Raw genomic sequence first — 23,712 nt, 5'->3', positions numbered from 1 at the left:
GAGGCTAAGTTTGCTAGGGTATGTAGAGCGAAGAAAAGTGAGAAAAGGAGCCGCTTTGAAGCGAAGGATCAAAATCAGGCTGATCGGTGCGACTGCGCTGGTGGTCGCAATTCTGTTTGCGATAGGCGGCGTCATACTTTCCAATGCCACCCCCAAGCCCAAGCGCCTGGTCGAGCCTGTGGTGGTCGATTACGGTGTCGGCGACCCGCGCTTCGTCAGATCGCTGCAGCACATCCTTCCCCACCCCATCGTCGCGGGCAATGCCATCGAGCATATCGAGGGTGGCGAAGCCATCTACGCCGCCAAGCTCGAGGCGATCGAGGCGGCGCAGAGCACCATTAACTTCGAAGTTTTCGAGTTCTTCGGCGACGAGGCGGCGGCGGCGTTTGCCGATGCCTTGTCCGAGGCGGCAGAGCGGGGCGTGAGGGTGCGTGCACTGCTCGATTACGTAGGCTCCATGCCGGCCGAGGAGGAGCACCTCGAGCGCATGGAAGAGGCCGGTGTCGACGTGATCCGCTGGCGTGAGCCGGCCTGGTACCAATTACCCCAGTTCAACCACCGAACCCACCGCAAGCTATTGCTGGTCGATGGTGAGATCGGCTTCACCGGCGGTGCCAACGTGACCGACAGCTGGCTACCCGAGGATGACGAACCGGGCTACCGTGACCATCACTTCCGCGTCACCGGCCCCGTGGTAGGCAACATGCAGGCCGCATTCGCAGAAGTCTGGCTTGAGGCGAGCGGTGAGTTGCTGCATGGCGATGCCTACTTCCCCGAGCTCGAACCCCAGGGCAATCTGGCCATGCAGATGGTCAGCAGCAAGCCCCGTGAAGGCATGCACCGCATCCGCATGATGTTCAAGTATGCAGTCGCTGCTGCCCAGGAGCGCATCACGATCTCCTCGGCCTATTTCTACCCCGACCCAAGCTCCCTCGATGCGCTGGCCGAGGCCGCCAGGCGCGGCGTAGAAGTGCGTATCCTGCTACCTGGCGATAGCATCGACTACGGCTTCGTTCGGCAGGCTTCCATCAATCGCTGGGGGCCGATGCTGGAAGCGGGCGTAGAGATCTATGAGTACCAGCCGGCCATGTATCACGCCAAGCTGATCAGCGTCGACGACCGCTGGGCCAGCATCGGCTCCACCAACATCGACAACCGCTCGTTTCGCATCAACAAGGAGGGCAACCTCAACGTCTATGATGAGGCCTTCGCCCGCTACGTGCGCGGCCTGGTCGAAGAGGACCTGGACGCCGCCGACCGCTATACCCTGGAACGCTGGGAGGAGCGGCCCTGGCACAAACGGCTGGCGGGGCGGGTGAGCATGATCGCCGGGGCACATTATTGAGCGTCGGGGTCACCGGCGACGAAGGCGCGACGGTGAAAGTCCGCCGCTGCCCTGGCTTCGGCAACGCCGATGAACCCGGGCTCGGGGGCGGCTGCGCCGGCCAGGACCTCCAGTACCGTTCTCACCCCGCGTGACAGCGAGAGCAGGTGATAGCCGCCTTCCAGCACGAAGACCAGACGTCCTTCGCAGTGCCGTTTGGCCAGCCTCTGCAGCATGCTCGTCATGGCGGCAAAACCCTCGTAGGAGACGTTGAGCGCAAGATCGAACGGGTGGGGGTCGAAGCCGGCCGAGACCAGGATCAGGTCCGGTTGGAACCAGTCCGCAGCGGGGATTAGGATCTCCTCGAAGGCTTGGAGGTAGGCCCGGTCGCCTGCTCCTGCAGGCATGGGCACATTGATGGTAGTACCTTCCCCTAGGCCTACACCGACATCCTCGAGATTGCCGGAGCCGGGATAGAAGGGCGAGCCGCGATGAATATCGAACAGCATCACGTCGGGGTCGGCCCAGAAGATGTCCTGGGTGCCGTTGGCGTGATGGGCGTCCCAGTCGACGATCAAAACACGCTCGCAGCCAAGCTCGGCCCTGGCATGGGCCGCAGCCACCGCCACGTTGTTGAACAGGCAGAAGCCGCGGGCGCGGACGGGCTCGGCGTGGTGGCCGGGAGGGCGCACCAGGGCGAAGGCGCTTTGGCTGCGTCCCTGCATGACGGCTTCCACCGCGGCGATGGTCGTGCCGGCGGCGACCTCCGCTGCATCGACGCTGCCGGGAGAGACGGCGGTGGTGTCGACATCGAGCCAGGCATTCTGGCCGCGCAGATCAAACACATGGTCCAGGTAGGAGCTGGTATGGACGCGACCCAACTGCTCGCGGGTGGCTGCCTTTCCCGTTTCGAAGGCAACACCGGGCACCGGTTCGAGTTCCAGCAAATGATGAATGGCAGTTAGCCTTCCGGCATGTTCCGGGTACACCCAGGGAACCTTGAGTGCCGAGAGTAGCTCGCGCACTCGTCGGTCCATGCGGCCGGGTAGGAAAGGTGCGTCGGAGTCGGGCTGGTGGTTGAGAACTCGCTCGTCATAGAAGGCGATTACGCTGTTGGGTTCGGCCACTTGCTGCTCCAGAGCTGGGTCAGGGTTCTTTCCCAGCATAGTGCCTACTGAGGCAGCTAGCCGCGTGAATCCCGGGCCTGCTCCTGAAGCAGCTCGCGCAGCGCTGCGGCGGCGGCTGAAAGCGGGTGACGGTGGCGCATGACGATACCTAGCGGCCGTTCGACCTCGGGTGCCGTCAACGGACGGTAGTCGATACCGTCGGTGGCGATCTGCCTGAAGCTCAACTCAGGCAGCACGCTGATGCCCAGCCCGGCGGCGACCATGCGGCCCACGGTGGCGATCTGGCTGGCGTCGCAGAGAATGTCCAGCGGTGTTCCCACGTCGGCCATGATGCGGTCGATGTCCTGACGCGAACTCGAAAGACGGCTGATGCCGATGAAGGGGTGACCGGCCAGTTGCGCCCAAGCCACCCTCTGCTGCTCGAGCAACGGGTGGCCATGAGGGCAGACCGCCACGTAGCGATCCACCAGGATCGGCTCGAAGGAGAGCTCCTCGGTATCGTGCGGAGCCACGGAAAGGCCCAGGTCGGCGCGGCCCTCGCGCACCATCTGGCTGACCTGTTCGGCCAGCACGTCGTGCAGGCTCAGGTTGATACGCGGATAGCGGGCGCGAAAGGTGGCGATCATGCCCGGCAGCAGCCCCGCCGCCAGGGTAGGCAGGGCTGCCACGGTGACCTTGCCGCGCTGCTTTGAAAAACGTTCCCCCAGATCCTCGAACGCTTCCGACCAGTCATTGAGAAGCCTGACGGCTACCGGCAGGAAGGCCTTTCCCTCGGGTGTCAGGGCCAACTGCCGTGTGGTACGCGAGAACAGTGCACCGCCTACCGCCTCTTCCAGCTTGCGCAGGGCAATGGAGATTGCCGGCTGGGAAAGGTGAATGCGCTCACTGGCTTCGGCCAGGCTGCTCGACTGGGCCACGGCGACGAAGGCTTGCAGCTGTTTTATGTTGGGCTTCATTTAAAAAGTAAAACACATTTTAAAAACAATTCAATATACAAAATTAATGCGTCTCTCCAAGCTGCTTCATGGGGAAACCCACATTCGCTACGACAAGAACAAGCCCGCTAAGCCGGGCCAAGGAGCCACTCATGAAGCCAACTCTCAAGACGTTGCTGGCGGCCGCCGCCGGCGCTGCCTTCCTCACTGCGGGCATGGCACAGGCCAACGAGCGCCTGCTGATCGGTTCGACGTCCAGTTCGTCGAGCCACTACGGCTACTTCGTTGCCGTCAATCAGATCATCAACAGCCAGGTCGAGGGCGTGAGCGCCTCGGTCGCCGAAACCGGTGCCACCGTCGACAACCTGCGTCGTCTGGGCCGCAACCAGATCGATATGGGCCTGGTCACCACCAATACCGGCTACCACGCCTATGCCGGCCAGGAGGATTTCGACGGACGCCCGGTTGATAGCCGCCTGCTGTGGGTCTACACCGTGGCGCCCCAGAACGTGGTGATGCGCCAGGATGCCGGCGTCTCGACGCTAGATGATCTCGAAGGCGTACGCTTCAATCCCGGTATCACCGGCTCTGCCACCGAGAAGACCACCGAGGCGGTGATGCGCACCCTGGGCATCTCGCCCGACTACGTACGCGGTTCCACCACCGACATCGTCGATGCGATGAAGGATGGCCGGGTGATGGGTTCGGCCAAGTCAGGGGTCGGCAACCGGCTCGACGGCTCGAGCATGGATATCGCCACCTTCACCCCGATCAGCGTGATCTCGCTCACCGACGAGCAGGCCGATACGCTGCGTGAAGAAATGCCCGATATCGCTATCGTCGACGTACCCGAAGGTGCCGGCGACGGCATTGCGGCCTATACCACCTGGGCCTTCGGCGTAGCGGTGCACGCTCACCCGGACCTCGACGAGGAGACCGCCTACCGCATCGTCAAGGCGGTGATGGAAAACCCCGAGCCTCAGGCCAACGCCTTCTCTGCCGTGCGTGATGCGGACCTGGCACAGATGACCCTGGAGGTCGGCACCGTACCGCTGCATGCCGGCGCGGCGCGCTACTTCGAGGAGCAAGGACTCGAGATTCCCGATTCCCTGCGGCCCGTCGAATAACCCTCGAAGGTGATTGCCATGCGCGAGCATATGACCAAGCTGCTGGCCCTCGCACTGGGGGGGCTGATCCTCTACACCTCGGCGACCGGCCCCTTCGAGAGTCTGGTTCAGCGGAGTATCTTTCTTGCGCTGGTAATCCTGCTGGGGTTCACGCTCTATCCGCTGGGTGCCGGCAAGCGCTGGCGCCCGCTGGGGCTTGGCGTCGACCTGACGCTTGCCGTCGGCGTGGTGCTGGCCTGCGGCTACGTGGCGACGAACCATGAGCGGATTCTCGTCGAGCTGCCCTGGGCCACGCCGCGGGACATGCTGTTCACCGGCGTGCTGCTGGTGGCGGTACTGGAGCTCTCCCGGCGCGCCATCGGTGTGATCTTCCCGCTGCTGGTGCTGGCGGGGCTGGCCTATGCCTGGCTCGGGGCGGCCATTCCCGGGCCGCTGGGGCATCGCGGCTTCGACCTCTTCTACATCACCGAAACGCTCTATCTCGGCGATCTGGGGGTGTGGGGCATGCTGGTGGGCGTGGCCGCCACCACCATTGCCGCCTTCGTGCTGTTCGGCTGCCTGCTGCTGCACACCGGCGGCGGCCAGACCTTCATGGACCTGGCGCTGCGCATCAGCGGTCGCTCGCCGGGCGGTGCCGCCAAGGTGGCCACCGTGGCCTCGGGGCTGTTCGGCATGGTCAGCGGCAGCGCCGTGGCCAACGTGGCGACGACAGGCAACTTCACCATTCCGATGATGAAGCGGCTCAAGTACCCGGCACCCTTCGCTTCGGGGGTGGAGGCGGTGGCTTCCACCGGTGGCCAGATCGCGCCGCCGATCCTGGGCGCCGCGGCCTTCATCATGGCCGAGATCCTCGGTGAGAGTTACCTGCGTATCGCACTCGCTGCGCTGCTGCCGGCGATCCTCTTCTATCTCGGCGTGTTCCTGACCATTCATCTGGTGGCACGGCGGCGCAACCTGCAGGTGGTGCCCGATGATGAGCTGCCGAGCTGGCCCGAGGTGCTGCGTCCGGAACGGATCATTCCGATCCTGGCTGCGCTGGGCGGGCTCTTCTACGGCGTGCTGTCGGGACGCTCGATCCAGATGTCGGCCTTCTACGGCATTCTGATGACGGTGCTGACCTTCGTGCCCTTCGCCTTGCTGGCGCGCAGGCCGCTGCGCGAGATCGCCGGCAAGCTGCTTGCGGGGCTGATCGACGCCGGCAAGGGCATGGTGATCATCGGCGTTCTGCTGGCCGGGGCGCAGATGCTGGTGGCAATGATCGGCATGACCGGTATCGGCGTGACCCTGGCCAGCCTGATCGTCAATGTGGGCGGTGAGTCGCTGTTCCTGGTGGCCTTCATCGTCGGCGGCGTGTGTCTGATCCTGGGCATGGGCATTCCGACTACGGCGGCCTACGTGCTGGTGGCCTCGGTGCTGGCGCCGGCGCTCACCACCATCGGCGTCGAGCCGCTGATCGCCCATCTGTTCGTGTTCTACTTCGCCACCCTGTCGGTGATCACGCCGCCGGTGTGCGTGGCGGTATTCGTTGCGGCGGGCATCGCCGGGACCAATTGGCTGCCGGCAGCGGGGGAGGCGGTGCGCCTGGCGGCGGCGATCTACGTGATTCCGTTCCTGCTGCTGATCTATCCGGCCCTGGCGGGTTTCGGCAGTGCGGTCGATATTCTGCTGGCCAGCTCCCAGGGCGTGGTCTTCGTGCTCGCCTTCGCCTCGCTGATGTCGCGAGTGGCGATCACCGGCAACCGGCTGCTCGATATCGCGGGGCTCGTACTGGTGGTGGGTCTGGCGCTCATCCCCGGCTGGCTGACGACGGCCGGTGCGCTGCTCGTACTGGTGGCACTCTACGCCCGGCGCCGCCAGCGCCTGACTGCCGAGACAAACTGCGAGAAGACATACGCCGGGAAGACATCGAGCGCCCCAACCATGCCTGCCAAGGAGACCCACTCATGACCTTCCTGTTGGGCAGCGGGGCCGGCTTCTCCGGCGATCGTACCGATGCGGCCATTCCGGTGGTGGCCGAGCTGATCCGCCGCGGTCAGCCTGCCGCCTTGCTCTTTGAGACCCTGGGAGAGCGCACCCTGGCGGCAGCCCATCGCGCCATGCGTGACGACCCTGCGGCGGGCTACGAGCCGCTACTGGAAGAGCTGCTCTCGCCGGTACTCGACGACTGCCTGCGCCACGGCATCGCCATTCTGGGTAACTTCGGTGCGGCCAACCCGGACGGCGCCTGCCGGGTGGTGGCGGAGCTGGCCGCAAGCGGCGGGCGGGGTGACGTCAACATCGGCCGGGTCCACGGCGACGACATTCGCGCCCGCCTCGGTGAGCTGGACTTGCGGCGCTGGGAGGCGGAGAGTCGCGAGCTGCCGGGCGAGGAGGCGCTGATTTCGGCCAACGTGTATCTGGGGGCGGCGCCCCTGGTCGAGGCGCTCGAACTCGGCGCCGAGGTAGTGGTTTCCGGCCGGGTGGCCGACCCGGCGCTATTCCTGGCGCCTCTGGTGCACCATTTCGGCTGGGCCTGGAACGACTGGGACCGCCTGGCCGCCGGCATGATGGCCGGTCATCTGGGTGAGTGCGGCGCCCAGGTCAGCGGGGGCTACTTTGCCGACCCCGGCTGCAAGGATGTGCCGGGCCTGGCGCGAGTCGGCTATCCGATCATCGAAGTGGAAGAGGATGGCAGCCTGGTAGTGACCAAGCCCGCCGGAACCGGTGGCATGGTCACCGAGCGTACGGTCAAGGAGCAGCTGCTCTACGAGGTGCACGACCCGGCCAACTACCTGACGCCCGACGTGGTGGTGGATCTTTCCGCCGTGCGGGTGGAGGAGATCGGACCCGACCGGGTGGCGGTAAGCGGCATTCGCGGCAAGCCTGCGCCGCAACGGTTCAAGACCACCGTGTGCTACGAAGGCGGTTGGCAGGGCGAGGCGGAAATTTCCTACGCCGGGCCCAATGCGCTGGCACGGGCGCAATTGGCTGCCGAGATTTTGCGCGAGCGGCTGACGTTCCGGGCGCCGCCCGAGCTGCGCTCGCGGCTGGATATCGTCGGGCACGCCAGCGTTTTCGACAGCGACGCCGGCGACCTGCAGCGTACGGCGCCATCCCCGGCCGGCGGCGACTACCGCCTGCGACTGGCCGTGGAGCACGCCGAGCGGCGCTGGGTGGAACGTGCCACCCAGGAGCTGTTGGCGCTCTACTGCGCCGGCCCGGCAGGGGGCGGGGGGGTGCGTCGCCAGTTCCAGCGGCGGGTATGCACGGCTTCCTACCTGGTCAAACGCAGCGACGTGGAAGCCTTCGCCACGCTGTTCGATACCACTCTTTTCGAGACGAAGATGGCCAACGAAAGGAGAGTTGCCCATGGCACACGTTGAAGCGAACCTGGGCGCAAGCCCTGTGGAGGGCTCGATGCCCCTTCATCGCCTGGCCCATGCCCGTGCCGGCGACAAGGGCGACCGGCTCAATCTGGCGCTTTTCGCCTACGACCCTCGCCACTACGAAACGCTGGTCGAGCAGGTCACCGAGGAGCGAGTGCTGACGCTGTTCGCGCACCGCGGCGCCAGCGGCGTTCGCCGCTACCTGATGCCGAGCCTTTCGGGGATGAATCTGGTGATCGACGACGTGCTGCAGGGTGGCGTCAACGGGGCACTGAACCTGGATGGCCACGGCAAGACGCTCTCTTATTTGCTGCTGGGCATGAGCGTAACGCTCGAGGGCAAGTGACGACCAAGAAAAAGGCCACCCGTAGGTGGCCCGATGTCACTTCATCCAGCACTATGCCTGGGCCTTGACCTTGTTCTGCTGCTTGGCGGCGCTGCGCCGCTGGGCCAGGCTTTCCACCTTGCGCTGCTTCTCGTAGAGGAAACGCAGCACTTCCTGGCGGTAGTGGTTGTAGCGCGGGTCGTCGGCCAGGGCGATGCGGTCGCGGGGGCGTGGCAGGTCGATATCGAGTATCTCGCCGATGCGCGCCGAGGGACCGTTGGTCATCATCACGATGCGGTCCGAGAGCAGCACCGCCTCGTCGACGTCGTGGGTGATCATGATCACGGTGTTGCCCAGTTCGTCCTGAATGCGCATCACCTCCTCCTGCAGGTGAGCCCGGGTCAGGGCGTCGAGTGCGCCGAAGGGTTCGTCGAGGAGCAGCACCTTGGGCTCCATGGCGAGTGCTCGGGCGATGCCCACGCGCTGTTTCATGCCACCGGAAATCTCCGCCGGGCGCTTGGCCAGCGCATGGCCCATGCCCACCATCTCCAGATTCTTGACGATCCACTCGTGGCGCTCGGCCTTGTTCTTGGTGCGCGCACAGGTCTTGTTCACCGCCAGGGCCACGTTCTCATAGACGGTGAGCCAGGGCAGCAGCGAGTGGTTCTGGAACACCACGCTGCGGTCGGGCCCCGGCGAGTTGACTTCCTTGCCGTCGAGGATCACCGCACCGGAAGTGGATTCGATGAGCCCGGCGACGATGTTGAGCAGGGTGGACTTGCCGCAGCCGGAGTGGCCGATGATGGAGATGTATTCGCCACGCTCCACGGTCAGGTCGATGCTCTTGAGCACCTGGGTTTCCACCCCCTTGCCATGGAAGGTCATGTCGACGTTCTCGATGCTCAGATAACGGTTGCTCATGTTCTTTCTCCTCAGCCTTGGGCGGTGCCGCGGGTGACGCGATTGCCGATGAAGGCGACCAGGCGGTCGAGGGCGAAGCCGACGATGCCGACGTAGATCAGGGCGAGCACGATGTCGCTGATCATCGAGGCGTTCCAGGCGTCCCAGATGAAGAAGCCGATACCCACGCCGCCGATCAGCATCTCGGCGGCGACGATGGCCAGCCACGACAGGCCGACGCCGATGCGTAGCCCCGAGAAGATGTACGGGGCGGCGGCGGGCAGCATGATGCGGGTGAAGTACTCATAGCCGTTGAGGCGCAGCACCCGGGCCACGTTGCGGTAGTCCTCGGGGATGATGCGTACCCCCACCGAGGTGTTGATGATGATCGGCCAGATGGCGGTGATGAAGATCACGAAGATCGCCGAGGGAGCGCTGTCCTGGAAGCCGGCCAGCGAGATCGGCAGCCAGGCCAGCGGCGGAACGGTGCGCAGCACCTGGAACACCGGGTCGAGGCCGCGCATGGCCCAGGTCGATTGGCCGACCAGCACGCCCAGGCTGATACCGGCGACCACCGCCAGTGAGTAGCCATACGCCACCCGCTCGAGGCTGGCGAGGATCTGCCAAGCCATGCCCACGTCGTTGCCGCCGTAGTCGTAGAAGGGATTGACGATCAGATCCCAGGTATCGCGCAGCACCTGTGAAGGGGCCGGCAAGGCGGCGCCCGGGGTCGAGCAGAGGATCTCCCATACCGCGACCAACAAGGCCATGATGACCACCGGTGGCACTACCTTCTGAATCAGCATGTGCTGCAGGCTGCTGAGGTCGGGAACCCAGCCGAGCCGGGCCGAGCGGGACATGCTGTCGCTACGTTGCACTGTGCTCATGATACTGTCTCCTTCCTATGCGGTGCGTTGGCGCTTCAGGCGAGCCGCTTGATCTCGAGGCTGTCGAGATAGGCCTGGGGGTCTTCGGGATCGAAAGTCTTGCCGTCGAAGAAGGTTTCCACGCCGCGTGAGGTGGAGTCGGGAATGTCGGCGGCGTCGATGCCGAGGGCCGCGGCCGCTTCACGCCACAAATCCTCACGATTGACCTGCTCGATAAGCGCCTGGCTGTCGAAATCCTGGGGCAGGTAGCCCCAGCGCTTGTTCTCGGTGAGAAACCACAGGTCGTGGCTCTTGAACGGGTAGGAGGCATGATGCTTCCAGTAGCGCATCATCTGCGGATGGTCCTCGATCACCAGGCCGGTGCCGAAATCGAAGTTGCCCTGAATGCGATCGATGAGGTCGGCATAGGGGGCATGGATCCAGCGCCGACGGGAGCAGATCTGAGCCATCTCCTCGTGGTTGGCCGGGTCTTCACACCACATCTGCGCCTCCATGATCGCCATCATCAGTGCCTTGGTGGCGTTGGGGTTGGCTTCGACATAGTCGGAGCGCATGGCAAACGCCTTCTCGGGATGGTCGTTCCACAGCTCGCCGGTGGTGTTGGCGGTGTAGCCGATGCCCTGATTGATCAGCTGATGGTTCCACGGCTCACAGACGCAGAAGGTGTCCATGCTGCCGACACGCATGTTGGCCACCATCTGCGCGGGGGGCACGGTAATGGTGGAGATGTCCCGATTCGGGTCGATGCCGCCGGCAGCCATCCAGTAGCGAATCCACATGTCGTGGGTACCGCCGGGGAAGGTCATGGCGGCGTTCACTGCGTCGCCGCCGCTACGTTTGGCGGCGATCGCCTGGGCGAACTCGCTGGTATCGAGACGCACCTCGAGGTCGGCATGCTCGCTGCCGACCGAAATACACTGGCCGTTGAGATTGAGACGCGCCAGGACGCTCATGGGCACCGGCCGGTTGTTCGGGGTAATGGCGCCGGCGCTCATCAGGTAGGGCATGGGCGTGAGAATGTGGGCGCCGTCGATGCCGTTGCGCTGCGAGCCGAGCACCAGGTTGTCCCGGGTGGTGCCCCAGGAGGACTGCTTGAGTACCTCCACGTCGCTCATGCCGTGGGCGGCGAAGAAACCTTTCTCCACCGCGACGAACAGCGGAGCGGCATCGGTCAGGGCAATGAAGCCGAGCTTGGCCGAGGTGGTTTCCGGGTTGCCGCTGGCGAAGGCCCAGCTGGCCGGTAGGCTGCCGAGCAGGGCGGTACCGCCCACGAGGCTGGCTGTCTGCTTGAGAAAACGGCGGCGGTCGAGTGTATGGCCCTTGCGTGTCTTGTTCATTGTATGGCTCCCAGAGAAAGTGGCTGACCAAGAGAAAAAACGGCGCCTGCCCTGATTCGCATGACGATGTCATGGGAATCCGGGCAGACGCCGTTGTCTGGTCCTGATGCTGCATGGAAGCGCTGAACCGTCGTTGACTCAGCGGACGATCAGCCATTGCAGCTTGGGTGCCATTGCGCCTGTTTTGTTTAAAAACTATAAATAAATCAAAAAATTGAATTGCTTTGCGTGATTCGAGTCAATTTCCCGTTCGTCGTGCTGAGCGCCCTGAAGGTGCGTCACGGTTGTGCATTGCACCATTGCCGTTCGCGCTCGTGACGGGCGCTACGGTGTCGCTTTCAGCGCTGGTGGCGCGAGAATGTCGGACAGGCCGAGTAAGGTCTGGGCGATCTCGGCCATACCCTTGCTCTGATCCATTGCCATCTTGCGCAAGAAGGCATAGGCCTGCTCTTCGGTCATTTGCCGGTGCGTCATGATCACCCCCTTGGCGCGCTCGATCAGCTTCCGCTCGCGCAGCGCCCGGCGTGTGTTTTCCAGCTCGTCGCTCAGGCTCTCCAGGCGGCCAGCCTGGGCGCGCATCAACTCTACCAGCGAGCGGTTGAGTGAAGAGCCCACCACGCGGGCGGTTACCTCGCCAAGCTCCTGGGTGGCGCTGCCCCCGAATAGCTCCACCAACTGCTGGCAGACCCCCGGCGAAGCCTCGTCCAGCTGTTTGCCCAGCTCGCCCTGGCAGGACAGGCTGCGGCGGGCGTCGAGCGTCTTGGCCAGGCACAGGCTCGACAGCTCACCAATCAGGTAGGCCTCCACTCGCTGCATGGCGTCGATACGGCGGGTGGTCAGTTCGTACCAGGTTTCGCCCAGGGTAGTGGCGCTCTCTGGCAGCGTCGTGTCGCCGCAGGCCATTTCGCGCAGCTGCTGGATACCGGCCAGAGTGCGGGCGGGCATTTCGTGCTGCCACTGCTGACGACCCTGTGCAGTGGTGAACTCGAGACAGATATCGAAGCAGCGCTGCTGGGCGTCGATCAGATGCAGCAGCAGCTGGCGGTGGGCATCGTCGAACTCTCCGGAGGTGAAGCCGGCGGCGCCGCAGGCACGCTCCTGGCCGGCCAGTTCCTTGCCTTGCATGAGGTGAAAGATGGCCACCAGAGCGAGCGTGACCTCAGGGTCGCCGGCGGTATCGGCCACCTCGAACACGACCGATAGCAGTGCACTGATCAGCTGGTTATAGGACTGCGTTGCGTTATCCGGACTGGTCTGCAGGGCTTCGATCGCGCTGCGCAGCGTTTGCAGCCCGTCGAGTGCATGCCAGACGAAGGCGATGCGCTTGAGCAGGCGGGCGTTGGTGGCAGGACGCCCGGCGGTATCGCCCAAGGCTTCGAGGCTGGTCCACAACGCCCGCTCGGTTTCCAGGCACTCTGCGATACGCTCGTGACGACGCTCGGCGAAGCGCCGGCCCTGTGAGGCCAGATAGACGTTCGAGGCGCCGCGCTCCTTTTGCAGGGCATGGACGAAACGGCTGATGTCGCCGACGATGTCGCAGGCGGCGGTGAGGTGTTCGAGATCGTCGATTTCGCAGCGTTTGGCTGCCAGTAGCAGGCGTTCGGCAGGTGTCATGGTTCACCTCATGCTCACACGATGACCGCCGCCTCGAGGGCGGCGGCCAGATTGGGCAAGCGTCGTGGCAGCCAACTGCTACGACACCTGCGATCAGCGCAGCGACAGCGCGCCGGCGCCGGTATCCTCACCTACGGCATCGCGGTAGGCTTCCGCTTCGACCGCTTCCACTTCGTCGCTGAAGCGCACCAGCAGCGCACAGGAGGCCAGTACCAGTACCACCAACCCTAGATAGAACAGGCCCTGCTGGTAGGTAATGGCTTCACTGCGAAACAGGAAAGCGGCGGCTACGGCCCCCACGTTGCCCCCGGCACCGACGATTCCCGCCACAGCGCCCAAGGCCTTCTTGTTGATGAACGGGACCACCCCGTAGGTGGCGCCTTCGGCCATCTGCACGAACAGGCTGAAGACCAGCATCATGCCGATGGCGTAGGAGAGCACGTGCATCTGCGAGAAGGCCACCAGGGCAAGCCCTTCACAGATCAGCGCGATGAACAGCCAGCGTACCCGGCCCTTGAGCCCGCCGTTCTTGGCGAACAGGTCGGAGAAGATGCCGCCCATGGTGCGGGCGAAGACGTTCATCAGCCCGAACAGCCCGGCGATCATGCCGGCGGTGGCCAGCGTCAGATCGAAATGGTCGAAGAAGTAGATGGCGGCGATGTTGTTGATGGTCAGCTCGACCCCGAAACAGATGGCATAGACCACGAACAGCGCCCATACCCGAATGTCCTTGGCGGCGGCGAGGAAACTCTTGCCGGCACCGTTCTCGCCGCCGGCCGGTGGCAGCTCGCCGCGTTCGCGCAGCTCATCGAAGTTGCCGTTGGGCGCATCCTGCGTGAACAGCCAGTAGCCGATACCGGTAAAGAACATCACCACGCCGGGCACTACCATGGCCAGACGCCAGCCCAGCGTCTCGCTGACGCCCAGCATCAACAAGCCGGAGAAAATCAGCGGCATCACGATTTGCGTGGTACCGCCACCCAGGTTGCCCCAGCCGGCGCTGGTCGCGTTGGCCGTGCCCACCACATTGGGAGCGAACATCATGGTGGTGTGGTATTGGGTGATCACGAAGGAGGCACCGATGGCGCCGATGGCCAGACGTGCCAGCAGAAAGGTCTCGAAGCTATTGGCGAAAGCGATACTGATCACCGGAAACGAGCCGAGTATCAGCAGGCCGGTGTAGGTCTTGCGCGGGCCGATCCGATCGCACAGCACGCCGATCAACAGGCGAACGATCACGGTGATGGCCACCGACGCGATGATGGTGTTGCCGATCTGGGTTTGGGTCAGGGCCAGATCTTCGCGCACCACCGCCATCAAGGGAGCGATGCCGAACCAGCCGAAGAAGCAGATGTGGAAAGCGAACCAGGAGAAATGGAAGGCACGCATCTGAGGCGTGCTCAGGCTCAAGAGACGAATGCGGTTCGCCTTGTTGAGAATTTCCATGGGAGTGACCTCATACGGATTGTCGATTCAAGCGTTCGCCCTTCTCCGTTGAAGGTCAGGTCTGACGCACTCGTACTTCCTCCTGGAAGCCTGGTCTACGCCTACCCGGCATTGATCTGTATCAAGCAACAGATCTGCCACTTTTCTATCTTGTCTTTGTTATTCAGTTGCTTAGTTTTTGAATTAACCACTATGGAGGCGTTGGGCCGCCTGTCGGCGGTTCCGTGATGGTGCAGTGCGGAAGGCGTTTGCCCCCTGCTGGTGCCGCAGGGGGCGGCGGGCTGGCGAAGGGGGATCAGTACATCGCCAACTGAGCTTCAGCCCTGTCGCAGCGAAGAAACGCCGAGCTTTCCAGCCACTCGGGATCGGGGTAGTAGGCGAAGAGATAATGATCCTCCTTGAGACTGTCGATCAGCGGGTAGGTCACCTCCTGGCGTACCGCAGGGCAGCCGTGGCTTCGTCCCAGGCGTCCGGTCTTGCGGATGAATGCTTCACTGACGTAGTCGGCCCCATGGATGACGATGGCGCGCTGATAGGCCAGGTCGTTGACGCCAGCCTCCAGGCCCTCCAGGCGCAGCGAATAGCCGTTGCGGCCGTAGTAGCTGTTCATGGTGCGAAACAGCCCCAGGCTCGACTGATAACTCTCCGGCGTATTGGAGAACACGGTAGCTTCGGCGTCGCCCGAACCGCGGCCGTGCGAGACCAGCTCTTCGAACATCAGCTGTTCTCGCGCCAGGTCGAAGACCCACAGGCGAGGCTCGCTGGAAGAGCGGGAAAAGTCGATGACGGCGAGGCGCTCCGCATCGGGCTCGGCACAGGCCAGGGCGTTGGCGGCAAGCTCGAGCACATGGGAGTCGGCGCCGGGGGCCAGGCGCTGCAAGGTTTGTCCGAGTGGCGCGGCGGCCGAAAAAACCAGCCCTGCCTGAGCCATGAAGCCGCCGGCATGGGCGGTGGGCAGAGTGGCGGGCAGAGTGGCGAGCAGAGCGGCGGCGAGGGTCGGCAAGGGGAGAAAAGAAGACAGTAGCGTTCGCATGGAGAAATGCCCTGGAAAGTCCGTCGCGCCGATTGGCAAAAGTCGGTGCGTAAACGAGTATGAAAGAATGTAATGAAATAGGCTGGCTCGCTGGTGCTAACCAGCCACTATTATGAAGTGAGAGGCCAGGAAGGCCAGACCGGTCATCAACGAAGCAGGAGCGATAGATGCGGGGTATTACATGGATGGGCGCAGTGCTGTTGGTGCTGGGCACGCTGCCGGGCGCTTGGGCAGAGGTTCGACCGCCGCAGGTCGATGCCGATAGCGGAGAGTTCGACGCCGAAATCTCGCGGCTGCTGGCCGATGAGAGCGACGCGCTGCAGGAATTTTATGCGCAGCGTGATTATCGGCCGCTGTGGCAGCAAGAGGGCAGTGTCGACGAACTGCTTTCAACGCTTCATGCTTTGGAAGAGGATGGTCTGACGCCCGCGGACTATCTTCCCGAGGACATCCAGGCGCAGTATCGTGCCGTGCAAGAGGGCGAGGCCGACAATGCGCAGCTGGCTCGCTTCGACCTGTTGGCCAGCCAGATGCTGCTGACCTCGCTCAAGCATCTTCAGCGGGGCAAGGTCGATCCCCACGCGCTGGATGCCGACTGGGAAGTGCCAGTCGAGGCGCCTGATCTGGATCTCGCGGCAATTGCCGACGCGGTGGAACGGCAGCAGCTCGGCCGCATCCTCGACGAAGCTCGCCCGCCCTATACGCCCTATCAGCGTCTGCGTGACGGGCTGGCCCGCTATCGTGCCATCGAGCGTCAGGGTGGCTGGCAGCGTCTGCCGGAACGGGACAGTGCCCTTCGCCCCGGCGACACCGATGACGACGTGGAGCTCCTGCGTGAACGTTTGGCCGTGGAGGGCGAGCTAGAAGAGAGGGCGAGCGACGTTGATGCTTCCGCCGGTGCGCAGCGTGAGGTTTCCGACCCGCGCCGCTACGACGAGAAGCTCGAAGCGGCAGTGAAACGCTTCCAAAGGCGTCATCTGCTTGAGCCCGACGGAATCGTGGGGCGCCAGACGCTGGCAGAGCTGAATGTGTCGGTCGAGCGACGTGTCGATCAGATCAGGCTGAACATGGAGCGGGCCCGCTGGCTGCTGCACGGCCTGCCCGATGCCTACGTGCTGGTGGACATCGCCGGCTACCAGCTCAGCTATTATCGCCCTGACGGCGACATCTGGCGCTCGCGAATCGTAGTGGGTCAACCCTATCGGCGCACGCCCTCGCTGCGCTCCGACATTACCCATATGACCGTCAATCCGACCTGGACGATTCCGCCCACTATCCTGCGTCAGGACGTGCTGCCTGCGGTGCGTCGCGATCTCGGCTACCTCTGGCGTGAGCGAATCCAGGTGCTGAACCGTTCCGGCCAGCCTCTCGATCCCTGGAAAGTCGACTGGGACAACCCCGGCAACATCGTGTTGCGCCAAGCGCCGGGGCCGCGGAATGCCTTGGGTCAGCTTGTCATCCGCTTTCCCAACAATCACATGGTCTATCTCCACGATACCCCTGCCCAAGGGAATTTCTCTCGTCATCAGCGCGCATTCAGCTCCGGCTGCATCCGCGTCGAGAACATTCGTGAACTGGCTCAGCTGCTCTTCGACGATACCGACAGCGACCAGGACATCGGGGCGCGAATCGACAGCGGTGAGACGCGCAACGTTTCGCTCGCCAACCGCATGCCGGTCATCCTGCACTACTGGACCGTCAATCCGGACGACGACGGCATGCTCTCGTTCCGCCCCGATATCTACGAGCGTGACGCCGAGCTGCTGCGCGAGCTGGATCGACCGTTGGCACTGTAACCAACGGGCGGGGAGAAGCCCCGGCCACTTCCTGTGGCCGGGGCCCGGGCTACGTCAGTTTGCTCCCGCAGTGTGGACATGAGTCGTCAGCGAAGGCCGCTGCAGCAGAGGTGCTGCGTAAGGTATCGGCTGCCGCTTCCATGGGCTTGGCGTTGGCGAACCGATCCGGATGGAGCGCGACCAGCTTGCCGCGCTCCCAGCGCAGGCCGATATCCTTGAGCATGCGCGGGTCACAGTCGCGTAGCGAGGCGTCGCGACGACGGCCGGCATAGTGGGCGCATATGGCACGCAGCAGACGACGGGTGGTGGTTAGTACAGCCATGATCTCGGTCTCCTTGATCTGGAGGCCGGGAACTTGTGCGGGGAAAGCGAGAAGACGAACTGGCTTGGCCGCGACAAGTGCCGCGGCCAGCGTCCTTCAGGTGTCGTCGATTCGACGGCCGGCCCACGGCAGCAGCAAACGGGTGCGCATCGCGTTATGAAATACGCGATGCTGCCAATTTGCCTGATTGCCTGAGGTTAGCCAGCGCATGAGGAACGCTTCTCTGGATGATGTATGGGTGTTGGGTTGTGCGCCGCATCGACGATGCGACTCTTTTCTTATAGCCAATCGCTCAACAAGCGTCAACGGATGGAGGCGAGATTGTCCGCCCTTAGCGATAACCCTCGGCCTGCAGCCGGAAGAGCCGGGCATAGCGACCGTTCTGGGCCATCAGGCTGTCGTGGTCGCCGCGCTCGATGACTTCCCCGTCGTCGATCACGAGGATCTGGTCGGTGGCGCGCACGGTGGAGAAGCGATGCGAGATGAGAATGGTCATCTTGTCGCGACGATGCTCACGGAAGTCGGCGTACACGGCAGCTTCGGCGGCGGCGTCCATGGCGGCCGTGGGTTCATCGAGCACGAGGATGTCGGCGCTCTCGCGCATGTAGGCTCGCGCCAGGGCGATCTTCTGCCACTGTCCGCCGGAGAGCTCCTGGCCGCCTTTGAACCAGCGGCCAAGCTGGGTGTGGTAGCCACCGGGCATGTTGCGGATGAATTCATCGGCCAGGCCGCGCTCGGCGGCCTCCTGCCAGCGCGCTTCATCGGCGAAGGCCTCGACGTCGCCGGCACCGAGGTTCTCACCGACCTTGAGCTGATAGCGCACGAAATCCTGAAAGATCACGCCGATCCGTCGCCGCAGGGTGGCAACGTCCCATTCATTCAAGTCGCTGCCGTCGAGCAGAATACGGCCGCTGCTGGGAACGTAAAGGCGGGTCAGCAGCTTGATCAGCGTGGTCTTGCCGGAGCCGTTGGCACCGACCAGGGCCAGACTCTGGCCGGGAGCCACGTGCAGCGAAATGTCTCGCAGCGCAGGCTGCTCGGCGCCGGGGTAGCGAAAGCCTACCTGTTCGAAACGAATGCCGTCGCCGGGCTGGGCACCTTGAGTGAGGCGGCCGGCTTCGGGAGCCACCGGCTGCTCCAGGTATTCGTAGAGATTCGACAGGTAGAGATTGTCCTCGTACATGCCGCTGATCGAGGTGAGACTGGCGGAGAGCGCCGCCTGGCCCTGCTTGAATACCATCAGGTACATGGTCATCTCGCCCAGGGTCAACGTGCCGGAAACCGTCTCCACCACTACCCAGGCATAGGCGCCGTAGAACGCCAGCGTGCCCAGCAGGCCGAGCAGGAAGCCCCAGGTCTCGCGACGAAGGGTCAGCCGGCGGTCCTCGCCGTAAAGGGTCTCGAAGATCTTGCGGTAGCGCTCGAGCAGGAGCGGCTCCAGCCCGAACAGCTTGACCTCCTTGATGCTGTCCTCGCGCGCCAGCACGGTTTCCAGATACATCTGCATGCGAGTGTGGGGCGAACGCCAGCGGAACAGGCGGAAGGCGTCGCCGGAGAACTTGGCCTCGGAGACGAATACCGGCAGGGCGCCTATCACCAGAATCAGGATCGCCCAGGGCGAAAACTGCACCAGCAGTACGCCGAAGCTGACCAGAGAGATGGCGTTCTGTAGCAGCGAGAAGGTCTTGTTGACCAGCCCCAACGGTCGAATCGATGCCTCACGGCGGGCCCGGGTCAGCTTGTCGTAGAACTCCGAGTCCTCGAATTGAGCGAGCGATAGGCTGCCTGCCTTCTCCAGGATCATGACGTTGACCTTCTGCCCCAGCAGCGCTCTCAGCAGTGACTGCTGTGCCGCCAGTCCGCGCTGTGCCAGCGCGATAGCGGCAATCACAGCGGCTTCTGCCAGCACGTAGCGCAGCACCGGCCAGGCGCTCTCCAGGGTCAGTGCGGCTCCTGTCTCCCGGTGATAGGCCATGGCTTCGACTACGCCATCGACGATCAGCTGGCCGATCCAGGCGGCGACCGCCGGCAGTACGCCTGCAATGAGCGTGCAGATCGCCAAACCCAGGGTGAGCGTACGAGAGGTTTGCCACACCAGGGCCAGCGCCCGACGGCTGTAGCGGAATACGCCGAAGAAGGCGGCCAGACGGCTGCCGTTGGGCGGCACGGGTACGGGAGTGGTGCGGCGCATGGTCGGGTGGGTAAAGGCTCCGTTCAAGAGACGACGCCCTGCTCGAGAGCAGGGCGTCGTTCATCGTACCGTTGTTTGGCGATTCTCGATCAGTCGTCGTCGCTTTCGCTGTCGACCGATGCTTGGGCCACCACCGGGCCGGTCTGGCCGGAGCGCAGTACGGCGAGCAACGGCTCCGCCTCGCGCTGGAAGGCCATCAGGCGCTCGCCTTCGAGGCTTTTGCTCTCGGGCAGGTCCACCTTCAAGGCATCCACGGCGTTGTTGTTGACGATTACCTCATAGTGCAGGTGAGGCCCGGTACTGCGTCCGGTGTTGCCGGAGAGAGCAATGCGCTCACCCATGGTGACGCGGTCGCCGCGATTCACGATGGCCCGTGAAAGGTGGAGATAGCGCGTGCGGTAGCCGTTGTCGTGGCGAACCACGATGTAGCGGCCTGCCACGGGGTGATTGCCCACTTTCTCGACGCGGCCGTCGGCCGGTGCGACGATCGGTGTGCCGATGGGCATCGCCCAGTCGGTGCCGCGGTGGGGGCTGACGCGTCCGGTCACCGGGTGAGTGCGGCGCGGATTGAAACCGGAACTCATGCGGTAGCTACCCTCGAACGGGTAGCGGGCGAAGGCAGGATCGAGGCTCTGGCCGTCCGGGGTGTAGAAATTGTTGTCGCTGCCGTTGCGCACCAGGGTCAGGTCCATGCGCGCGCCCTGGTAATGGATAGCCAGTACACGGGAGTCGAAGCTGGTGCCATCGATGATGTCGGATTCGACCAGTACCTGGAATTCATCGCCGCGGCGAGTGTCACGACGGAAGTCGAGCTTCTTCTCCAGCAGGCGCGTGACCTGGGCCACTTCGGTGCTGGAAAGGCCGGTGGCCTGGGCCGAGCGGGCAAAGCTGCCGCTCACGCTGCCGGCGAACAGGCGCTGGGTGGCTTCGCCGGCACGCTCGATGGTGGCGACGTCGAAACCGTCTTCGTCGCGCTCGAGCATGAAACCTTCGCGAGCATTGCGCATGACGCGCATGGCCTGCAGCCGATCCTGTTCGTCGAGCTGATACTCGAAGGTGTTGCCTACCCGCCAGTTGGTCAGCAGACGCTTGTCGGGCAGGCTGTCGAGAAGGCGCATCGCTTCGCTGTAGCCGAGGCCGAGTTCGTTCTGAGCCAGCACGGCGAAGGTATCGCCCTGCTGAATGGTGTAGGTACGCCACTCCGGCACGAAGGGCTCGGCCGCCGCGACTTCCAGATCGAAGTGGAGGGGGCCGTCGGCGAACAGCGTCAGCTCCTCGTCCGGATAGTCCTCATAGGAGGTGGCATCGGCGGCCAGGGCTTCGTCGTCGGTGAAGGTATCGTCGAGCATCCCGTTGGCCAGGGTGCCGATCACCAGAGCCATGTGCAGTGCGCCGGAATCGATTTCCGTTGTCAGTTCGATACCGCTGTCGTCAGTCAGGGTAGCGGTATCGAGCTCGACAGCGGTGGGAGCTGGGGTCGGTGCGGCCATTGGTGCCGGCTCGGCCTGGGCCAGAGCGACGCCGGAAAGATCGATGATTTCGCTGGGTCTGAGCTGGGATAGCGGGATGTAGTCTCGCGTGGCGTCGATGGCTTGGGTGGCGATTTCGATGGCATCGGCGACAGAATAACGTTCGCTGTTGAGAGCGGGGAGGCCGGGCTGGGCCTCGGGAGAAAGCGGAAAGAGTACGGTTTCGGGAATTTGCCCTTGACGCTGAGTATTCTCGACGAGGGTAACAATCTTTTGCGCGCCCAGTACGGTCACCATGGTGGCAACAGGTAGCAGCAATAACTTATGCGTACGGGGCAGCGAATGAAGGATTCGCAACATGTGTATCGGCCATATAAAAAGATGACAAGAATAAAAAAAGGCACGGGGAACCTTAACCCATGATATATGGCCTGCCTAGACTGTACGTGCATACAGTAGCGCTGCTCGGGGCCTTCTGGAGAAGGGTCCAAGCCGCGGTTACATTGCCGAACAGTGTTCAGCAATGTCCATTGAACGTGAAGAAAAGGGGTGTGACAACCCCTTTTCTGTAACGGCGTCAGCCGGTGAAACTTCCGTCACGATAATCGCGCAGGGCCTGGTCGATCTCGTGTCTGTGGTTCATCACGAAGGGGCCGTAGTGGGCAATCGGCTCGCGGTGGGGCGTGCCGGTAAGCAGCAGGCACTGCGCGCCTTCCGGGCTCGACAGGCTAACGCTATCGCCAGCGCCCAGGCGGGCTAGCTGACCCGCCGAAACCTCTTCTCCCTCTATGGCCAGCGTGCCTGCGAAGACGTACACCGCCAGCGTTTCGCTGGGTGCCGAGAGAGAGAGCTGGCCGTCGGCCTCGAGCCGGGCATGGGCAACACCGCCCTCGCCGGCCAGGGCATCCAGTGGGCCGGAGATGCTCTCGCCATCCAGCGTCGTCCAGCTGCCGCCGAGCACGATCAGTTCCGCTTTTTTTCCTTCAAGACGTGGCATTTCGCCGCTACGCACGTCGCGGTAGCGTGCCTCGCTCATCTTCTCTCGGGCCGGCAGGTTGAGCCACAGCTGGAATCCGTGCAGGCCTTGGCTATCGGTGAGAGGCATCTCCGAGTGCACGATGCCGCGCCCGGTGTGCATCCATTGCGCATCTCCCGCCTGGATGGTGCTGCTGTGACCCAGGTGGTCTTCATGGGTAATACCGCCATGCACGATGTAGGTCAGGGTCTGGATGCCACGATGGGGGTGCGGGGGAAAGCCGCCGATATAGTCGTCGGCTCGGTCCGAGCCCAGCTCGTCGAGCATCAGAAAGGGATCGAGCTCCCCATCGAAGCAATGGATGCGCTGAATACGAACGCCGTCGCCATCCTGGCTCGGGTGACTCTGTATCAGACGCTCGATACGACGAGAGCTGAAGTTGGTAGCCATGGCGTGCGGTCTCCGGTAGTGGATATAGCTGGCATTCTAGGCCGTTTTTTTCGAAAATTAAGCGCAACGTTTCGCACCTTTCATTCGAGGAAGTCGAATATGTCTCGTGTCACCCTGGCCCAGTGGCAGATGCTGGCGGCAGTCGTCGACCATGGCGGCTTCGCCCGTGCCGCCGAGGCGGTTCACAAGAGCCCCTCGACGCTCAACCATGCCGTGCACAAGTTGGAGCAGCAGCTGGGCGTCAAGGTTCTGGAGCCGGTAGGCCGACAGGTACGCCTGACCGAGGCGGGGGAGATGTTGCTGCGCCGAGCCCGTCAACTGATCGAAAGCGCCGATGCCCTGGAAGACGTCGCCGAACGTCTCTCCGAAGGGCTGGAAGCCGAGGTGGTATTGTCGATCGACCAGATATTTCCCCCCGATGCCCTGGCAGTGGCGCTGAGTCGTTTCTCTGCCGCGTATCCCTATGTCCGCGTTCAGCTCCATGAGACGGTGCTCAACGGCGGCATCGAGATGCTGTACGACGGCCGAGCCGATATCGCCGTTTCCGGATTGGCCGCTCAGGGTTTTCTCGGTGAGCCTCTGGTGTCGGTTCGGTTCATTGCCGTGGCTCATCACGAGCATGAGCTGCACGCACTCGATCGCGAGCTCGATTTGCGCGACCTGCAGCGCCACCGACAGTTGGTAGTACGCGATTCGGCGCTGCGCCAATCGATGGATGCCGGCTGGCTCAAGGCGGAACAGCGCTGGACCGTCAGCCATCTCGAGACCTCCATCGACATGGTCCGGCGCGGCCTGGGTTTTGCCTGGCTGCCCGAAACGCGAATCCACGGCGAGCTGAAAAGCGGCGCGCTGCGACCGCTGCCGCTGGCAGCCGGCGGCACCAGGGAGCTGCCCATGCAGATGATCTTCCGCGATCGCGACCGGGCTGGCCCGGCGACTCGTGCCATGGCGCGAGCGCTGCAGGAGGCTGTCGTCAGCGAGTGCCCTGCAGCGGCGTGATCGTTCATTTTTTTCGATGCCAGCGGCGTAAAAACTGCGCTTGAGTGAAAGCCTGGGCGGTTTACTCTGGTTTACTACACGATGCTTTT

At 63.7% G+C, this 23,712-nt stretch carries 19 protein-coding genes; 7 read left to right on the top strand and 12 right to left on the bottom strand.

The features are described 5' to 3' along the window. The first annotated feature begins 55 nt into the window (after positions 1-55). Positions 56-1,345, top strand: coding sequence for a phospholipase D-like domain-containing protein (locus AC2VNO_RS05490; RefSeq protein WP_486933196.1), 1,290 nt, complete (start codon positions 56-58; stop codon positions 1,343-1,345). Here AC2VNO_RS05490 and AC2VNO_RS05485 read toward each other — a convergent pair. Further along, positions 1,339-2,451, bottom strand: coding sequence for a histone deacetylase family protein (locus tag AC2VNO_RS05485; protein ID WP_486933195.1), 1,113 nt, complete (start codon positions 2,449-2,451; stop codon positions 1,339-1,341). The genes AC2VNO_RS05490 and AC2VNO_RS05485 overlap by 7 nt on opposite strands. 56 nt (positions 2,452-2,507) lie before the next feature. Beyond that, positions 2,508-3,407 carry a LysR substrate-binding domain-containing protein gene (locus tag AC2VNO_RS05480; protein WP_486933194.1) on the bottom strand — a complete coding sequence of 300 codons (900 nt, stop codon included), beginning with the start codon at positions 3,405-3,407 and terminating at the stop codon, positions 2,508-2,510. Between the two features lie 131 nt (positions 3,408-3,538). Here AC2VNO_RS05480 and AC2VNO_RS05475 point away from each other — a divergent pair, with 131 nt between their 5' ends. Genes AC2VNO_RS05475 through AC2VNO_RS05460 form a run of 4 tightly spaced genes read left to right on the top strand, consistent with a single transcriptional unit; the run spans position 3,539 to position 8,224 of the window. Further along, the gene (locus AC2VNO_RS05475; RefSeq protein ID WP_486933193.1) at positions 3,539-4,513 is read left to right on the top strand and encodes a TAXI family TRAP transporter solute-binding subunit; all 975 of its coding nucleotides are present in this window, start codon (positions 3,539-3,541) and stop codon (positions 4,511-4,513) included. A gap of 18 nt (positions 4,514-4,531) precedes the next feature. Then, positions 4,532-6,460 carry a TRAP transporter permease gene (locus AC2VNO_RS05470; RefSeq protein ID WP_486933192.1) on the top strand — a complete coding sequence of 643 codons (1,929 nt, stop codon included), beginning with the start codon at positions 4,532-4,534 and terminating at the stop codon, positions 6,458-6,460. Beyond that, on the top strand, positions 6,457-7,875 hold the full coding sequence (locus AC2VNO_RS05465) for an acyclic terpene utilization AtuA family protein (protein ID WP_486933191.1): 1,419 nt from the start codon (positions 6,457-6,459) through the stop codon (positions 7,873-7,875). Before AC2VNO_RS05470 ends, AC2VNO_RS05465 begins: the two co-directional genes overlap by 4 nt. After that, positions 7,862-8,224, top strand: coding sequence for an AtuA-related protein (locus AC2VNO_RS05460; protein ID WP_486933190.1), 363 nt, complete (start codon positions 7,862-7,864; stop codon positions 8,222-8,224). Before AC2VNO_RS05465 ends, AC2VNO_RS05460 begins: the two co-directional genes overlap by 14 nt. Positions 8,225-8,275: 51 nt before the next feature. Here the strand turns inward: AC2VNO_RS05460 and AC2VNO_RS05455 are convergent, their stop codons facing one another. The 6 genes from AC2VNO_RS05455 to AC2VNO_RS05430 all read right to left on the bottom strand — a co-directional run bounded on the left by AC2VNO_RS05455 (position 8,276) and on the right by AC2VNO_RS05430 (position 15,420). Next, positions 8,276-9,124: an ABC transporter ATP-binding protein gene (locus tag AC2VNO_RS05455; protein ID WP_486933189.1), complete on the bottom strand. Its 849-nt coding sequence runs from the start codon at positions 9,122-9,124 to the stop codon at positions 8,276-8,278. Positions 9,125-9,135: 11 nt separating this feature from the next. Next, complete coding sequence (ntrB, locus tag AC2VNO_RS05450) at positions 9,136-9,990, bottom strand: nitrate ABC transporter permease (protein ID WP_486933188.1); 855 nt, start codon at positions 9,988-9,990, stop codon at positions 9,136-9,138. 35 nt (positions 9,991-10,025) lie between these two features. After that, on the bottom strand, positions 10,026-11,327 hold the full coding sequence (locus AC2VNO_RS05445; protein WP_486933187.1) for a CmpA/NrtA family ABC transporter substrate-binding protein: 1,302 nt from the start codon (positions 11,325-11,327) through the stop codon (positions 10,026-10,028). 324 nt (positions 11,328-11,651) lie between these two features. After that, the gene (locus tag AC2VNO_RS05440) at positions 11,652-12,941 is read right to left on the bottom strand and encodes a nitrate- and nitrite sensing domain-containing protein (RefSeq protein ID WP_486933186.1); all 1,290 of its coding nucleotides are present in this window, start codon (positions 12,939-12,941) and stop codon (positions 11,652-11,654) included. A 93-nt stretch (positions 12,942-13,034) separates the two neighbouring features. Beyond that, complete coding sequence (locus tag AC2VNO_RS05435) at positions 13,035-14,387, bottom strand: MFS transporter (RefSeq protein WP_486933185.1); 1,353 nt, start codon at positions 14,385-14,387, stop codon at positions 13,035-13,037. Between the two features lie 295 nt (positions 14,388-14,682). After that, positions 14,683-15,420 carry a murein L,D-transpeptidase catalytic domain family protein gene (locus tag AC2VNO_RS05430; RefSeq protein ID WP_486933184.1) on the bottom strand — a complete coding sequence of 246 codons (738 nt, stop codon included), beginning with the start codon at positions 15,418-15,420 and terminating at the stop codon, positions 14,683-14,685. Positions 15,421-15,587: 167 nt separating this feature from the next. Between AC2VNO_RS05430 and AC2VNO_RS05425 the strand changes: the two genes are divergently transcribed. Continuing rightward, complete coding sequence (locus AC2VNO_RS05425; protein WP_486933183.1) at positions 15,588-17,216, top strand: L,D-transpeptidase family protein; 1,629 nt, start codon at positions 15,588-15,590, stop codon at positions 17,214-17,216. Between the two features lie 49 nt (positions 17,217-17,265). On the opposite strand, the gene AC2VNO_RS05420 is transcribed toward AC2VNO_RS05425, so the two are convergent. The 4 genes from AC2VNO_RS05420 to AC2VNO_RS05405 all read right to left on the bottom strand — a co-directional run bounded on the left by AC2VNO_RS05420 (position 17,266) and on the right by AC2VNO_RS05405 (position 22,624). Continuing rightward, positions 17,266-17,538, bottom strand: coding sequence for a hypothetical protein (locus tag AC2VNO_RS05420; RefSeq protein ID WP_486933182.1), 273 nt, complete (start codon positions 17,536-17,538; stop codon positions 17,266-17,268). Between the two features lie 331 nt (positions 17,539-17,869). Continuing rightward, positions 17,870-19,729, bottom strand: coding sequence for an ABC transporter ATP-binding protein (locus tag AC2VNO_RS05415; protein ID WP_486933203.1), 1,860 nt, complete (start codon positions 19,727-19,729; stop codon positions 17,870-17,872). A gap of 89 nt (positions 19,730-19,818) precedes the next feature. After that, a complete protein-coding gene (locus AC2VNO_RS05410) occupies positions 19,819-21,558 on the bottom strand; it encodes a peptidoglycan DD-metalloendopeptidase family protein (RefSeq protein ID WP_486933181.1) in 1,740 nt (579 codons plus the stop codon). A 217-nt stretch (positions 21,559-21,775) separates the two neighbouring features. Continuing rightward, positions 21,776-22,624, bottom strand: coding sequence for a pirin family protein (locus AC2VNO_RS05405; RefSeq protein WP_486933180.1), 849 nt, complete (start codon positions 22,622-22,624; stop codon positions 21,776-21,778). A gap of 99 nt (positions 22,625-22,723) precedes the next feature. Here AC2VNO_RS05405 and AC2VNO_RS05400 point away from each other — a divergent pair, with 99 nt between their 5' ends. Further along, entirely contained in the window at positions 22,724-23,623 is a 900-nt protein-coding gene (locus AC2VNO_RS05400; protein ID WP_486933179.1) for a LysR family transcriptional regulator, read from the top strand. The last annotated feature ends 89 nt before the right edge of the window (positions 23,624-23,712 follow it).

This window comes from Halomonas sp. TH-94 (assembly GCF_057473365.1).
This window is presented reverse-complemented; position numbering and strand designations above follow the sequence as displayed.